The 14,317-nt window shown below is 74.4% G+C and carries 11 protein-coding genes; 3 read left to right on the top strand and 8 right to left on the bottom strand.

From position 1 onward, the window contains the following. Positions 1 to 198: 198 nt before the first annotated feature. Together GXP71_RS13720 and GXP71_RS13725 are read left to right on the top strand one after the other, a co-directional pair. Positions 199 to 1,362, top strand: a complete 1,164-nt coding sequence (locus GXP71_RS13720) for a Gfo/Idh/MocA family protein (protein ID WP_162353098.1) — start codon at positions 199 to 201, stop codon at positions 1,360 to 1,362. 65 nt (positions 1,363 to 1,427) lie between these two features. Next, positions 1,428 to 2,324, top strand: a complete 897-nt coding sequence (locus GXP71_RS13725; RefSeq protein WP_162354361.1) for a sugar phosphate isomerase/epimerase — start codon at positions 1,428 to 1,430, stop codon at positions 2,322 to 2,324. Between the two features lie 359 nt (positions 2,325 to 2,683). On the opposite strand, the gene GXP71_RS13730 is transcribed toward GXP71_RS13725, so the two are convergent. The 3 genes from GXP71_RS13730 to GXP71_RS13740 all read right to left on the bottom strand — a co-directional run bounded on the left by GXP71_RS13730 (position 2,684) and on the right by GXP71_RS13740 (position 7,229). Further along, a complete protein-coding gene (locus GXP71_RS13730; protein WP_162353099.1) occupies positions 2,684 to 3,991 on the bottom strand; it encodes an SGNH/GDSL hydrolase family protein in 1,308 nt (435 codons plus the stop codon). Beyond that, a complete protein-coding gene (locus GXP71_RS13735; protein ID WP_162353100.1) occupies positions 3,991 to 6,204 on the bottom strand; it encodes an FAD-binding protein in 2,214 nt (737 codons plus the stop codon). The genes GXP71_RS13730 and GXP71_RS13735 overlap by 1 nt, the downstream gene beginning before the upstream one ends. A 230-nt stretch (positions 6,205 to 6,434) precedes the next feature. After that, on the bottom strand, positions 6,435 to 7,229 hold the full coding sequence (locus GXP71_RS13740; RefSeq protein WP_162353101.1) for a 3-ketoacyl-ACP reductase: 795 nt from the start codon (positions 7,227 to 7,229) through the stop codon (positions 6,435 to 6,437). A 214-nt stretch (positions 7,230 to 7,443) separates the two neighbouring features. On the opposite strand from GXP71_RS13740, the gene GXP71_RS13745 reads away from it, so the two are divergent. After that, positions 7,444 to 8,487, top strand: coding sequence for an AEC family transporter (locus GXP71_RS13745; RefSeq protein WP_162353102.1), 1,044 nt, complete (start codon positions 7,444 to 7,446; stop codon positions 8,485 to 8,487). Between the two features lie 83 nt (positions 8,488 to 8,570). Here the strand turns inward: GXP71_RS13745 and GXP71_RS13750 are convergent, their stop codons facing one another. The 5 genes from GXP71_RS13750 to GXP71_RS13770 form a co-directional block, all read right to left on the bottom strand. Continuing rightward, a complete protein-coding gene (locus GXP71_RS13750; protein WP_162353103.1) occupies positions 8,571 to 8,957 on the bottom strand; it encodes a YciI family protein in 387 nt (128 codons plus the stop codon). Between the two features lie 113 nt (positions 8,958 to 9,070). After that, positions 9,071 to 10,630, bottom strand: a complete 1,560-nt coding sequence (locus tag GXP71_RS13755; RefSeq protein ID WP_162353104.1) for a rhamnulokinase family protein — start codon at positions 10,628 to 10,630, stop codon at positions 9,071 to 9,073. Beyond that, positions 10,627 to 12,684, bottom strand: a complete 2,058-nt coding sequence (locus tag GXP71_RS13760) for a bifunctional aldolase/short-chain dehydrogenase (protein ID WP_162353105.1) — start codon at positions 12,682 to 12,684, stop codon at positions 10,627 to 10,629. The genes GXP71_RS13755 and GXP71_RS13760 overlap by 4 nt, the downstream gene beginning before the upstream one ends. Before the next feature lie 3 nt (positions 12,685 to 12,687). Further along, positions 12,688 to 13,866, bottom strand: coding sequence for an L-rhamnose isomerase (rhaI, locus tag GXP71_RS13765; protein WP_162353106.1), 1,179 nt, complete (start codon positions 13,864 to 13,866; stop codon positions 12,688 to 12,690). Beyond that, positions 13,863 to 14,312, bottom strand: a complete 450-nt coding sequence (locus tag GXP71_RS13770) for an L-rhamnose mutarotase (RefSeq protein ID WP_124341428.1) — start codon at positions 14,310 to 14,312, stop codon at positions 13,863 to 13,865. Before GXP71_RS13770 ends, rhaI begins: the two co-directional genes overlap by 4 nt. Positions 14,313 to 14,317 lie beyond the last annotated feature (5 nt).

A 14,317-nucleotide genomic window follows, 5' to 3' on the forward strand; every position in this document is an offset into this window, starting at 1 on the left:
CCGTCCGCCCCGCGAGCTCCACCGCCGGAGTACCGGGCCCGGGTCGCTCGACGTCAGCCTCGCCATCGGCCTCGCCGGGCGGCGGGCGGGTCGGGTACTCCGGCGTCCGGTCGGCACTTGACTCCGCCAGGTCCTGCGCTACGCTGGAAAGCGCATTCCCCTCCGACCGACAACGCGGTCCTGAACCTCGGAGCGACCATGACGTCCCGCACCCTGCGCATCGCCATGAACGGCATCACCGGCCGCATGGGCTACCGGCAGCACCTCGTCCGCTCGATCCTGCCGATCCGCGACCAGGGCGGCGTGACGCTCGAGGACGGGACGCGCCTGCAGGTCGAGCCGATCCTCGTCGGCCGGAACGCCGACAAGGTCAAGGAGCTCGCGGCGCTGCACGGTGTCGAGCACTGGACGACCGATGCCGACGCCGTGATCGACGACCCGACGGTGGACGTCTACTTCGACGCACAGGTCACGTCGCGTCGCTACGCGGCTCTGACGGCCGCGATGAAGGCCGGCAAGCACATCTTCACCGAGAAGCCGACGGCGGAGACCCTCGAGGAGGCCATCGACCTCGCGCGGCTGCGCGAGTCGACGGGCGTCACCGCGGGCGTCGTGCACGACAAGCTCTACCTGCCGGGCCTGGTGAAGCTGCGCCGACTCGTGGACGAGGGCTTCTTCGGCCGGATCCTGTCGCTGCGCGGCGAGTTCGGCTACTGGGTCTTCGAGGGCGACGTGCAGGAGGCGCAGCGGCCGAGCTGGAACTACCGCAAGGAGGACGGCGGCGGCATCGTCGTCGACATGTTCTGCCACTGGAACTACGTGCTCGAGGGGATCCTCGGGCAGGTCCGGACGGTGAACGCGCAGGCCGTCACGCACATCCCGACACGCTGGGACGAGCAGGGCCGCGAGTACGCGGCGACCGCCGACGACGCGGCGTACGGGATCTTCGAGATCGAGACGCCGGCCGGCGACCCGGTGATCGCGCAGATCAACTCGTCGTGGGCGGTCCGCGTGTTCCGTGACGAGCTGGTCGAGTTCCAGGTCGACGGCACGCACGGCTCGGCCGTCGCGGGGCTGCGCAACTGCGTCGCGCAGCAGCGCGCGCACACGCCCAAGCCGGTGTGGAACCCCGACCTGCCGGTGACCGAGCCGTTCCGCGACCAGTGGCTCGAGGTCCCGGCGAACGCGGACCTCGACAACGGGTTCAAGCTGCAGTGGGAGGAGTTCCTCCGCGACGTGGCGGCGGGCCGGACCCACCGGTTCGACCTGCTGTCGGCGGCACGTGGCGTCCAGCTCGCGGAGCTCGGGCTCCGGTCGTCGGCGGAGGGGCGCCGGCTCCCGGTCCCCGAGATCTCGCTGTGACGACCGGGCTCGCGGCGGAGGGCGCGGCCGTGGCCGCGGGGGCGCAGGACGTCCGCGCCGACGCCGTGCCCGGTGACCTCTCGCGCCTGTCGCTGAACACCGCCACGACGAAGCACTGGACGCTGCGCGAGGCCGTCGACGGCGCCGTGCGCGCGGGCCTGTCGTCGATCGGGCCGTGGCGTGACCGCGTGCAGGAGGTCGGCGCCGTCGAGGCGGCGCGGATCATCGAGGACGCCGGCCTGCGCGTGTCGTCGCTGTGCCGCGGGGGCTTCCTCACGACGGACGACGACGCGGCCGCGCAGGCGGCGCTCGACGACAACCGCCGGGCGATCGTCGAGGCGGCGACGCTCGGCACGCGCGAGCTCGTCATGGTCGTCGGCGGGCTGCCGGCGGCGAGCGGGCCGGGCGCACCGGCGCTGCCCTACCCCGCCGGAGGCGACGCCGACCCCGCCCGTGACCTCGTCGCCGCCCGCCAGCGCGTCGCCGACCGGATCGGCGAGCTCGCACCGTTCGCCGCGGGCCACGGCGTGCGGCTCGTGCTCGAGCCGCTGCACCCGATCTTCGCGGCGGACCGCGCGGTCGTCTCGACGCTGGGCCAGGCGCTCGACATCGCGGAGCCGTTCCCGGCCGAGGTCGTGGGCGTCGTCGTCGACACGTACCACGTGTGGTGGGACCCGGACCTGGAGCGCCAGATCGCCCGGGCGGGCGCGGCGGGCAGGATCGCGGGCTACCAGGTGTGCGACTGGATCCTCCCGCTCGCGTCCGACCCGCTGCTCTCGCGCGGGCACGTCGGCGACGGGTACGTGGACTTCGCCACGATCACCCGCTGGGTCCGCGACGCGGGCTACACCGGGGACGTCGAGGTGGAGATCTTCAACGAGTCCGTGTGGTCCGCGCCGGGCGACCAGACGCTCGCCACCATGGCCGAGCGGTACGTCCGGCACGTGCTGCCGCACCTGTGACGCGGTCCGCTCGGACGGTCCAGCAGGCCGCCCGAGCGGACCTTCGTCGCAGGATGCGGGGTCGCGTCACCTGCCGATCCGGGTGACGTGACGACGACGGCGGTGCGCCAGGGGAGGGGTCCCTCCGGCGCACCGCCGTCGTCGCGTCCGGCAGCGCTCGTCAGACGGCGGTCGCGTGGCGGACTCATGGCGCGACACGCCACCGTCCGGCACGGCCGGCGAGCGGAGTGCGGCCCGACGGCCGTCCGGCGATCGGGACCACGCGGCCACACGTCCGGCGATCAGGACCACGCGGCCACACGTCCGGCGATCAGGACCACGCGGCCGCACGCCGAACGTCTGGGGCGCCGACGTCGGCGTCAGGCCCGGGATGCGCCGCCCGCGTACCCCAGCAGCCCGCGCAGGACGTCCGCGAACCGCTCCCCCACGAGCCGCTGCGCGGCGGCGTCAGGGTGGAGCAGGTCGGCCATCGGCAGCGCGTCCCAGTCGGCGTCCCCGTACAGGTCGAGGCCGTCGACGAGGTGCAGCGCCGCGTCGCCGGCGGCCCGCCGTGACGCGACGACCTCCGCGAGCGCGGCGCGGATCACGCGCAGCGTCAGGCGTCCGTCCGCGACCTCCCCGGGCCGCCCGCGCGTCGCGAAGACGGGAGCACCCGGAGGCGACGCGGGGTCGATGAACGTCGGGCCCGGGGTGTCCTCGACGAGCGGGCAGAGCAGCGGCGAGACGACGACGAGCGGCGTCGTCGGGTGCCCGTCGCGGATCGTGTCGAGGAAGCCGTGCACGGCCGGCACGATGGCCCGGAGCCGCATCGCGTCGTGGTTGACGACGTTGATGCCGAGCTTGACGGAGATGACGTCCGCGGGCGCGTCGCGCAGCGTGCGGGCGACGAACGGGTCGAGCACCGCGTTGCCGGACATGCCGAGGTTGACGAGGTCGAGGCCGGTCGCGCGCGCGGCGACCACGGGCCACGTGCCCGTCGGCCGGTCGGCGGCGGCGCCGTGGCTGATGGACGAGCCGTGGTGCACCCAGCGCCGGCCTCGCGCGCGGGACGGCGCGAGCACAGGCGCGTCGGCGTGCAGGGCGACGAGACGCACGACCTCGCCGTACGGCAGCCACACCTCGACGTCGCGCACGACGCCCGACGCCCCGTGGGGCCCGGCGTCCGCGAGCACGGCCGTCCCGGCACGCGCACGCGCACCCGCACCTGCGCCCGCGCCCGCCTCGAGGGCGGTCGCGACGAGGGCGAGGTCGACCGACGCCGTCGGGCCGGGACGCTCGACGGTCGTGCCCTGGTGCGGCTCGAGCTCGACGACACCGCCCCCGGCGGCGACCCCACCACCGTCCGGCTGGGAGACGAGCACCCCGTCGACGACCACGTCGAACGGCTGGGGCGCACCGGGCGGCTGCGGGCCGACGGCGACGCGGAGCACGTCGACGTCGAGGCGCAGCCGGGTGGCGGCGGTGCGCAGGCGGAGCCGGACGCCCGCGGGCTGCTCGTCGCACAGCGCGACGAACCGGTCGGGGAACTGCGCGCGCGTCCACGCGGGCAGCCGGTGCGGCAGCAGGCCGCGTTCGGTGGTCTCGAGCCAGGCGGCGCCGCGGATCTCGACGCGCTCGTCGGGCAGCGGCACCACGACGCGCAGCGGGGCGACCGTCGCCGTCGACATCAGTAGACGTTCCCGTGCGCGCGAAACTCGCGCCACACGTTCTCGAAGAAGTCGTCGTCCTCGGGGATGGGCCGCCGCGGTCGCCAGCGGAAGACCGGCAGGCCCGCGGGGTCGTCGGACTTCCGCTCGACCACGGGCGACCAGTCCACGCCCGGCGTCTCGGACGCGGGCGGCACCCAGCCGGTCTCCTGGACGACGTCGTCGAGGGCGCCCCCGTCGAGGCGGAACCGGAACACGTCGGGCAGGTCGAGCTCGGCGTCGGCGGTCGGGCCGTACCCGACGTGCGGCAGCGTGCCCTCGGGGTCGCTGTAGAGGACGGAGCCGCGGGACCGCCCGCCGTGGGCGACGTAGTCGGCCATCGCGGAGAGGTAGACGTAGGCGCTCGTCAGGATGTCGCGGACCAGGAACGTGCGGTTCACCGAGCGTCGCGACGTGGCGTCCGCCGTGACCAGGTCGGAGTACGCCGCCAGCCACTCGTGCACCTGCACCAGCGCCTCGTGGATCGACGCGGCCGACCGCACCGGCCCGGCCTTGGCGCTCATCAGCACCTGGACGTCGCGCAGCAGGTCGCCGGTGTTGTCGGGCACGCCCGCCGCGGCCCGCGCCGAGGCCCGCGCGACGAGGTCGAGCGCGCCGTCGAGCACCGGCCCCGCCGCCGCGGCGAAGTCCGCGACCTCCACGGGGTCGACCGACCGGCGTGCCGCGATGAACTGCGCCGCGCGGGTCGCGCCGACCTGGCCGCTGTTGAGCGCCGCGCCGCCGGGCCGGTAGACGCCGTGCGCCCCGCCCGCCTCGCCGACGGGGAAGAAGCCGGTGACGTTGGACTGCCACCACGCGTCGACGACGAGCCCGCCGTTGTTGTGCTGCGCGCAGACGTCGACCTCGAGCAGGTCGGTCTCGAGGTCCACGTACGGGTTCTTCTGCAGGTAGAACTGGTAGGCGGGCTCGTTCATGCGGCGCAGGCGCTCGACGGGCGTGCCGAACAGGACGCCGGCGCGGTCGAGGTACTCGTACGCCTCGGGCGAGAGCGCGCTCGGGTCGAACACGTCCTGGACGGGGTTGCGGCGGAAGTCGAGGAACACGCGCCGCCCGCGCAGGACGGTCTCGCGGTAGACGAGCAGGTCGATCAGCGACGACCCGTCGAGCGCCTTCCGGATGTCGAAGGGCCACTGATAGCCCTTGAGGAAGACGAGCGACATGAGCCGGCCGTAGTCGCCGATCGCCTCCGTGAGGAACTCGCGCTCGTCGCCACCGTCGGCGTCGGTCGACACGAACCGCGGGACGACCTGCATGTACGTGCCGGAGACGTTCCACCGCGGGTGCGTCGACGCGAGCCCGAACTGCCACTCGGTGAGGTTCTTGCCGTGCACGCCCGCGCGGTACGCGGCCCCCGACGCACCCCACTGGCCGTTCGGGAAGACGCGGGTCGCGTACATGCCGGCAGGTCCGCCGGTCGCGTAGACGATGTTGGTGCAGCGGAACAGCAGGAACGGCGACCGCGCGCCGTCGTGCGGGACGTCGGTGCGCAGGACGAGCAGGCCGACGACCTCGGTCTCGCGCTCGACGGCCGTGGGGGCGCCGTCCACGGGGACACCGCCGGCGGGCCCCGCGTCGCCCGACGCCGGACCCGGCGCACCGACCGCCGCCGACGGCGCACCCACCGGGCGCACCACGACGTCCACCACGCGGCACTCGTCGAAGATCCGCGTGCCGTTGCGGTGCACCTTCTTCTCGAGCTGCTCGACCATCGACCGGCTCGTGTAGGGCCCGACGGACGTGGCCCGGCGGCGAGGGTCGTGGTCGGTCTTGTAGCCGATGAACTCCCCGAACCGGTTCTGCGGGAACGGCACGCCCAGGTCGCACAGCCGCAGGAACCCGCGCGCGGACAGCGCGGCCTCGGCGAGCGCGTTGTCGCCGTCCATCGCCCCGCCCGAGTACAGGGTCTCCGCCATCTCCCGCACGGAGTCGCCGTCGCCGCCGGACAGCGTGAGCTTGTAGTAGGTCTGCTTGTCGGAGCCGGCGTTGCGGGACGCGCCCGCGTTGACCTTGTCGGCGACCATGACGACGTCGTCGTGGCCGAGCTCCCACAGCCGGTCGGCGGCGCTGAACCCGGCGGAGCCGGTGCCGACGACGACGGTCCGCGCGGTGACGACGGGCACGTCGTGGCCGCCGATGCGCACGGTCTCGGGCTCGTGGCGGGTGGTGTCGCTCATCGCTGCGTCCTCGTCGTCGGGGTGCTCGTGGTGCTGGTCGTGCTCGTCGTGCTGGTCGTGCTCGTCCTGCTGGTCGCGCTCGCCGTGCTGGTCGTGCTCGCCGTGCTGCTCGCGCTCGCCGTGCTGCTCGCGCTCGCCGTGCTGGTCGCGCTCGCCGTGCTGGTCGCGCTCGCCGTGCGGTGCGCGCCGGGTGTCCGGGCCGTCCCGGGCGGCGGCGTCACCGGGACCGGTCAGAGGACCGGGATGTGCATGCCGCCGTCGACGTGGAAGACCTCACCGGTCGAGTACGGCGTCTGGCCGGACGCGAGGACCGCGACGGCGCCGGCGACGTCGGCGGGACGCCCCCAGCGGGCGATCGGGGCGAGCCCGCCCTCGAACAGCGCGTCGTACTTCGACGAGACGCCCGCGGTCATGTCGGTCGCGATGACGCCGGGCCGCACCTCGTAGACGACGATCCCCTCGGGTGCGAGGCGCGCCGCGTAGAGCTGCGTGGCCATCGCGACGCCCGCCTTGGAGACGCAGTAGTCGCCGCGGTTGGTCGAGACGGTCGTCGCGGACACGGACGACACGTTGACGACCGTCGCGACGGGGCCGGCGGGCGGCTCGGGGAGCGCGTCGAGCGGGCCGCGGAGCTCGATGACGCGGTTCGCGAACGTCTGCGTGAGGAAGTACGGGCCGCGCAGGTTGATGCCGAGGACGCGGTCGAACGACTCGGCGCCGGCCTCGAGGAGGTCGGCACGGACGGTCGGGGCGACGCCCGCGTTGTTGACGAGCAGGTCGAGCCGGCCCCACGCGTCGACGGCGTCGTCGACGTAGCGCCGGTGGTCGTCGAGGTCGGCGACGGACCCGCGGACGTAGCGCACGCGGTCGTCGGCGCCGGCGGTCTCGCGGAGCTCGGCGAGGACGTCGGTCGGCTCCTCGCGCGTCGCGAGGATGGACACGGCGTACCCGTCGGCGAGCAGCCGCCGCGTGATCCCGAGGCCGATGCCCCTGTTCCCCCCGGTCACCAGTGCGACTGCCGGCATCGTTGCCTTCTCCTGTCGAGTCGGTGCTCACCCCGGGCGGGCACCGCTGCCGGAGCGGCGGTGCGGACCTGCGCGGGGCCGTGCGGGCGGACCCGTCGTCGGGTGCCGCCGACGTCGATCGTGACACGGCGGACCCCGTCGAGGCAAGCGCTTTCCGGCTGCCGGACGGCCGTGACAGGATGGACGACGTGCACCTCACGAGCGACCGGACCTGATGGGCGCCGTCCTCACCGCGCTCGGCACGCTCACCGCCGTCGTCGTCGCCGGCTGGGTGCTCGGCCGGCTCCGCATCCTCGGCCCGCACGCGTCCGCGGTGCTCGCACGCCTCGTCTTCACCGTCGCGACCCCCGCCCTGCTGCTCGTGAGCATCGGGCGCACCGACCTGCACGTCCTCGCGTCCCGCGCCGCGCTCGCCACCTGGACCAGCACGGCCGCCGTCGCGGTCGTCGCCGCGCTCGTCCTGCGGTTCGCGCTGCGCCGCGACGCCGGCGACGTCACCATCGGGACGCTCGCGTCGTCGTACGTCAACGCCGGGAACCTCGGCCTCGCGCTCGCCGTCTTCCTGCTCGGCGACCCCGTCGCCGCCGTCCCGACGCTGCTCTTCCAGCTCCTCGTGCTCGCGCCGATCGCGTTCACCGTCCTCGACGCCCACCGCGACGGCACCGGTGCGACCTCACCGCAGCCCGCGGCGTCCTCCGGGTCCGCCACGCGCCCCGCCGACGACACCCCGCGCGACCTCGCACCCGACGACGGGACGGCCCCCTCCCCGGCGACGGGACCGCGTCGTGCGGCCGCCGCGCTCCGCGCGACCCTGCGGCGCACGCTGACCAACCCGATCATCGTCGGCACCCTGACGGGCCTCGTCCTGGCCGCGCTCCCGTGGGAGCTGCCCGACGTCGTCTACGGGCCCTTCGAGCTCGTCGGCGCGACCGCCGCGCCGCTCGCGCTGCTCACGTTCGGCATGTCTCTCGCTGTCCCGGCCGCCGACCGCGAGCGCGCGCCACGCGCCGACCTCACGCTCGCCGTCGTCCTCCGGTCCGTCGTGCACCCCGTCCTGGCGGCGCTCGTCGCGACCGCGTTCGGGCTGCACGGGGAGGCACGGCTCGCCGTCGTCGCGATGGCCGCGCTGCCGACCGCGCAGAACGTGCTCGTCTACGCGATCCAGTACGGCCGCGGCCAGGCGCTCGCGCGCGACGCGGGGCTGGTGACGACGCTGCTCGCGCTGCCCGTCCTGCTCGTCGTCACCGCACTCCTGTAGGACGCCCCTCAGAGGCCGGTCCGCGGGTCAGGGGTGCGCGGCGTGAACCGCCCCGGTGACCGACGGCGTCGGCGAGGGCTGCCTCAGGCCGGGAGGCTCGCGTCGGCTGCGGCGACGTCGGCGGAGTGGTCGACGAAGCCGCGGATCTCGACGCCCTCGGACAGCGTCTCGGCGAGCAGCGCCGCGAGGTCGCGCACGTCGTCGGTGTCGACGAGGTAGTACCCGCCGACCTGCTCGACGAGCTCGGTGTACGGGCCATCGCTCACGGTGCCCGTGCCGTCGACGCTGCGCCGCACGACGAGCGCGCTGCCCGGGTGCGTGAGCTCCTCGCCGCCGACGATGACGTGCCCGCGCGCCGGGGCCAGCCGGGCGAGCGCCGCGTGCCGGGCGCTGTTGCGCTCGACGTCGTCGTCGGTCCACGCGTCCCACGTCGCCTGGTCACCACGGAGCATCACGAGGTAGCGGGCCATGTCAGTCCTCCTCACCGGGGCACCCACTGTGCCCACGCACCCCCATGACGCGCGACCCCCACGCCGCTCGACACGATCGCACGGAGCAGCGGACGCGAGTCACGCCCCGCTCGTCAGACGAAGGCGCGCGCCTCGGCCGCCGACCACTGGGCGGCACCGGGCATGCCGGGGCCACCGGGCTCGTACCGGCGCAGGTCCAGGCCGCGGGCGCCGACGGCGCGCAGGTCGGCGAGCGAACCGGGCAGGACCCCGGCGGCGCGGGCCTGGACGAGCACGTTGCCGAGCGCGGCACCCTCGACGGGACCGGCGACGACGGGCAGGCCGGTCGCGTCGGCGGTGAGGCGGCACAGCAGCTCGTTGCGGACGCCCCCGCCGACGACGTGCACGACCTGCACGTCGCGACCGGACAGCTCGACGGCCTGCCGCACGGCGCGCCGGTACGCGAGCGCGAGCGAGTCGAGGACGCAGCGGACGACCTCGCCCTGCGTCTGCGGCGGGGTCTGGCCGGTCCGGGCCGCGGCGGCCGCGAGGCGCGCGGGCATGTCACCGGGCGGCAGGAAGTCGGGGGCGTCGATGTCGACGACCGTCGTGAGCGGCGGGACCTGCGCGGCGGCGGCGAGCAGGTCGGGCAGGTCGGCGGGCAGTCCCGCCTCGTTCCAGACGCGCAGCGCCTCCTGCAGGACCCAGAGCCCCATGACGTTCTTGAGGTAGCGGACGGTGCCGTCGACGCCGGCCTCGTTGGTGAAGTTGGCGGCGCGCGACGCCTCGGTGAGCACGGGCGCGTCGAGCTCGAGCCCGACGAGCGACCACGTGCCGCACGAGACGTACGCGAAGTCGGGTCGGGTCGCGGGCACGGCGACGACGGCCGACGCGGTGTCGTGCGAGCCGACGGTCCACACGGGCAGCGGCGCGTGGTGGCCGACGTCGGCGCGGACGTCGTCGCGGACGTGGCCGAGCAGGACACCCGGGTCGCGCAGCGGCGGCAGCAGGCGCGTGTCGATGCCGAGCCGGTCGGCGACGTCGAGCGCCCAGGTGCGGGTCGTCGCGTCGAGCAGCCCGGTCGTCGACGCGTTGGTGACCTCGGCGACCGGGACGCCCGTGAGCCAGGCGCCGAGCAGGTCCGGCACGAGCAGCGCCTGCCGGGCGGCCGCGAGCGCGGCGGTGCCCTGCGCGGCGACGAGCTGGAAGACGGTGTTGAACGGCTGCACCTGCAGGCCCGTGCGTGCGTAGAGCTCGGCGGCGGGGACGGTCGCGAAGACCTTGGCGGGGACACCGTCGGTGCGCGCGTCGCGGTAGTGCACGGGGTTGCCGAGCAGCCGCCCGTCGGCGTCGATCAGGCCGTGGTCGACGGCCCACGAGTCGATGCCGACGCCCGACAGCGTGCCGACCTCGCGCGTCGCCGCGCGCAGCCCGTCGAGCACCCCGCGGTAGAGGTGCAGCACGTCCCAGAAGAGCGTCGCCTCCCGGGTCGTCGCGCCCGGTCCGTCGGTGTCCGCGCCCCCGGTCGACGAGCCGGGTGCGCCGCCCGCCACCGCGGGGACCCGGATGGGACCGTTGGGGAACCGGTTGACCTCGTGCAGCGCGGCTCGCGGTCCGTCGACCCCGTCGACGACCCGTCCGACGATGACCCGCCCGGACGACGCCCCGAGGTCGACGGCCGCGAACGCGCTCATCGCAGGAAGGCTGCGGCGACGCCGGAGTCGACGGGGACGTGCAGGCCCGTCGTCTGGACGAGGTCGGGCCCGGTGAGCGCGAACACCGCGGCGGCGACGTGCTCGGGCAGGACCTCCCGCTTGAGCAGCGTGCGCTGCGCGTAGTAGGCGCCCAGCTCGGACTCCGGCACGCCGTAGACGGCGGCCCGCTGCGCACCCCACCCGCCGGCGAAGATGCCGGACCCGCGGACGACGCCGTCGGGGTTGACGCCGTTGACGCGGATGCCGTGCTCGCCGAGCTCGGCGGCGAGCAGCCGGACCTGGTGGGCCTGGTCGGCCTTGGTCGCCGAGTAGGCGATGTTGTTCGGGCCGGCGAACAGCGAGTTCTTCGACGCGATGTAGACGATGTCACCGCCGAGGCCCTGCGCGATCATGGCGCGCGCCGCCTCGCGGGCGACGAGGAACGAGCCGCGGGCCATGACGTCGTGCTGCAGGTCCCAGTCGCGGACGGTGGTCTCCAGCAGCGGCTTCGAGATCGACAGCCCGGCGTTGTTGACGACGAGGTCGACGCCGCCGAACGCCAGCACGGTCTCGCGGACGAGCGCGGCGACGGCCTCCTCGGACGTCACGTCGGCCTCGACGGCGACGGCGCGGTCCGGGCCGCCGAGCGCGTCCGCGACCTCCTGCGCGCCGGCGAGGTGGATGTCCGCGATCACGACGCACGCGCCCTCGGCCGCGAGCCGCTCGGCGATGGCCCGCCCGATGCCCGACCCGGCACCCGTCACGAGCGCGACCCGCGTCGCGAGCGGCTTGGGCGCCGGCATGCGCTGGAGCTTGGCCTCCTCGAGCGCCCAGTACTCGATGCGGAACTTCTCGGACTCGTCGATCGGCTGGTACGTCGAGATCGCCTCGGCGCCGCGCATGACGTTGATCGCGTTGACGTAGAACTCGCCCGCGACGCGCGCCGTCTGCTTGTCCTTGCCGAACGAGAACATCCCGACGCCGGGGACCAGCACGATCGCGGGGTCGGCGCCGCGGATCGCCGGGCTGTCCGGCGTGGCGTGGCGGTCGTAGTACGCCTGGTAGTCGCGCCGGTACTCGTCGTGCAGCTCGCGCAGGCGGGCGATCACGTCCTCGACGGGGGCGGTCGCCGGCAGGTCGACCACGAGCGGCGACACCTTGGTCCGCAGGAAGTGGTCGGGGCACGACGTCCCGAGCGCGGCCAGCGGCGCGAGCTTCTCCCGCGACAGGAAGTCGAGCACGACGTCGGAGTCGGTGAAGTGGCCGACCTGCGGGCGGTCGGCGGACGCGAGGCCGCGGATCACGGGCGCGAGGGCGGCGGCCCGCGCACGGCGCTCGTCGACCGGCAGCGCCTCGAAGCCCGGCACGACCGCGCCGAACGGGTGCCCGCCCTCGGCGGCCACCGCGCGCGTGCGCTCCTCGATGTACGCCTCGGCGGAGCGGATGATCTCGAGCGACCGCTGCTCGGCCTCGGCCGAGGTGTCGCCCCACGCGGTGATGCCGTGCCCGCCGAGCACGCAGCCGATGGCCTGCGGGTTCTTCTCCTTGATCTCGGCGATGTCGAGGCCGAGCTGGAACCCGGGCCGACGCCACGGCACCCACACGACGGAGTCGCCGAAGATCTCGTGCGTGAGCTCCTCGCCGTCGGCGGCGGTGGCGATCGCGATGCCCGCGTCGGGGTGCAGGTGGTCGACGTGCGTCGCGTCGACGAGCCCGTGCATCGCGGTGTCGATCGACGGTGCGGCGCCGCCCTTGCCGTGCAGGCAGTAGTCGAACGCGGCGACCATCTCGTCCTCGCGGTCGACGCCCGGGTACACGTCGACGAGGGCGCGCAGCCGGTCGAGCCGCAGCACGGCGAGGTGCTGAGCGGTCAGCGTGCCGAGGTCACCGCCCGAGCCCTTGACCCAGAGCAGCTCGACGTCCTGGCCGGTGACGGGGTCGGTCGCGACCCCCTTGGCGGACGTGTTGCCGCCCGCGTAGTTGGTGACGCGCGGGTCGGAGCCCAGGCGGTTGGAGCGGGCGATCAGGTCGGCCGCGGCCGTCGTCTCGGTCATCGGTCAGGCTCCCCATCCGGCCTGCGTGCCACCGACACGCTCGGCGACGATCGTCTCGGCGTACCCCGACCGCGCGTAGGCGGCCAGGGGCTCAGGGTCGAGTCCCTGCTCGGCGCGCAGCTCGGCGAGCAGCGGCCGCACGTCGGTGTTGTACGCGTCCATGAGGACGCCGTTGGCCACGAGCACGTCGCCGGCCGTCTGTGCGGCGAGCAGCGCGGACCGGTCGACGAGCAGCGCCTTGGCCGTCGCCTCCTGCACGTTCATGACGGACCGGATCTGGCCCGGGATCTTCGGCTCGATGTTGTGGCACTGGTCGAGCATGAAGTTGACGCCGCTGTCGGGCGCGAGCGCCCCGGCCTGCACGATCTCGTGCATGATCCGGAACAGCTGGAACGGGTCCGCGGCGCCGACCATGAGGTCGTCGTCGGCGTAGAACCGGCTGTTGAAGTCGAACGCCCCGAGCCGACCCGCGCGCAGCAGCTGCGCGACGATGAACTCGATGTTGGTGCCCGGCGCGTGGTGCCCGGTGTCGAGCACGACCATCGCCCGGTCGCCGAGCGCGAGGCAGTGCAGCAGCGACGTGCCCCAGTCGGGGATGTCCATCGAGTAGAACGCGGGCTCGAAGAACTTGTACTCGAGGATCAGCCGGTGCTGCGGGTCGAGCGCCGCGTAGATCTCCTGCAGGCCCTCGGCGAGACGGTCCTGCCGCGCGCGGATCGAGTCCTGGCCCGGGTAGTTGAGGCCGTCGGGCAGCCAGAGCTTGAGGTCCTGCGACCCCGTCGCGCGCATGACGTCGATGCACTGCAGGTGGTGCCGCACCGCCTTGGCGCGCACGGCCGCGTCCGGGTGCGTCAGCGAGCCGAGCATGTAGTCGTCGTCCTGGAACAGGTTCGAGTTGATCGCGCCGATCGTCACGCCGAGGTCCTTGGCGTGCCGCGCGAGCGCGTCGTAGTCGTCGACGAGGTCCCACGGGATGTGCAGGCTGACGCGCGGCGCGACGCCCGTGTACCGGTGCACCTGGGCGGCGTCGGCGATCTTCTCGAACGGGTCGCGCGGGACGCCCTGCTGGGCGAACACCTTGAACCGCGTGCCGGAGTTGCCGAACGCCCACGAGGGCAGCTCGATCGTCTGCTGGGCGAGGGCGCCGCGCGCGGCGGCGAGGGCCTCGGGGGTGGGGCTCATGCGAGGTCCTCCAGTCGGGCGGGGTCGGTCGTGGTGGGGCGGGGCGCGGCGTCGTCGGCGGCGCGGTCCGGGTCGGCGTGCGGCGAGCGCGCGGTCGACGGCGTCGTCGGGAGCCCGGCGGCGCGCAGCTGGTCCTCGAGGTGGAAGACCTCGTCGAGCACCTGGAACCCCTCGTCGGGGTTGCCGTCGTCGACGAAGAACGCGGCCATCTCGGCCTGCCAGCGCGGGTTGACGGCGGTGCGCGTCATCGCCTCCTGCGCGGCGGCGTAGTCGTCGGTCTCGAGGTGCCCGACGAGGAGCCCGTCGGGCGCCAGGTACAGGGAGTAGTCGCGCCACCCGGTGTCGCGGAGCGCCTCGAGCATCTCCGGCCACACGGCGGCGTGCCGTGCGCGGTACTCGTCGAGGCGGTCCGGGCGGACCCGGGAGACGAAGCAGACTCGCGTCACGGCCT

It is taken from the genome of Cellulomonas sp. H30R-01 (genome assembly GCF_010119915.1).
GTDB classification, from domain to species: domain Bacteria; phylum Actinomycetota; class Actinomycetes; order Actinomycetales; family Cellulomonadaceae; genus Cellulomonas; species Cellulomonas algicola.

What these genes read in the sequence shown, in the direction of transcription:
- GXP71_RS13720 (WP_162353098.1), top strand. Translation starts at nt 199, where the DNA reads ATGACGTCCCGCACCCTGCGCATCGCCATGAACGGCATCACCGGCCGC.
- GXP71_RS13730 (WP_162353099.1), bottom strand. Translation starts at nt 3,991, where the DNA reads ATGTCGACGGCGACGGTCGCCCCGCTGCGCGTCGTGGTGCCGCTGCCC.
- GXP71_RS13735 (WP_162353100.1), bottom strand. Translation starts at nt 6,204, where the DNA reads ATGAGCGACACCACCCGCCACGAGCCCGAGACCGTGCGCATCGGCGGC.
- GXP71_RS13740 (WP_162353101.1), bottom strand. Translation starts at nt 7,229, where the DNA reads ATGCCGGCAGTCGCACTGGTGACCGGGGGGAACAGGGGCATCGGCCTC.
- GXP71_RS13745 (WP_162353102.1), top strand. Translation starts at nt 7,444, where the DNA reads ATGGGCGCCGTCCTCACCGCGCTCGGCACGCTCACCGCCGTCGTCGTC.
- GXP71_RS13750 (WP_162353103.1), bottom strand. Translation starts at nt 8,957, where the DNA reads ATGGCCCGCTACCTCGTGATGCTCCGTGGTGACCAGGCGACGTGGGAC.
- GXP71_RS13755 (WP_162353104.1), bottom strand. Translation starts at nt 10,630, where the DNA reads ATGAGCGCGTTCGCGGCCGTCGACCTCGGGGCGTCGTCCGGGCGGGTC.
- GXP71_RS13760 (WP_162353105.1), bottom strand. Translation starts at nt 12,684, where the DNA reads ATGACCGAGACGACGGCCGCGGCCGACCTGATCGCCCGCTCCAACCGC.
- rhaI (WP_162353106.1), bottom strand. Translation starts at nt 13,866, where the DNA reads ATGAGCCCCACCCCCGAGGCCCTCGCCGCCGCGCGCGGCGCCCTCGCC.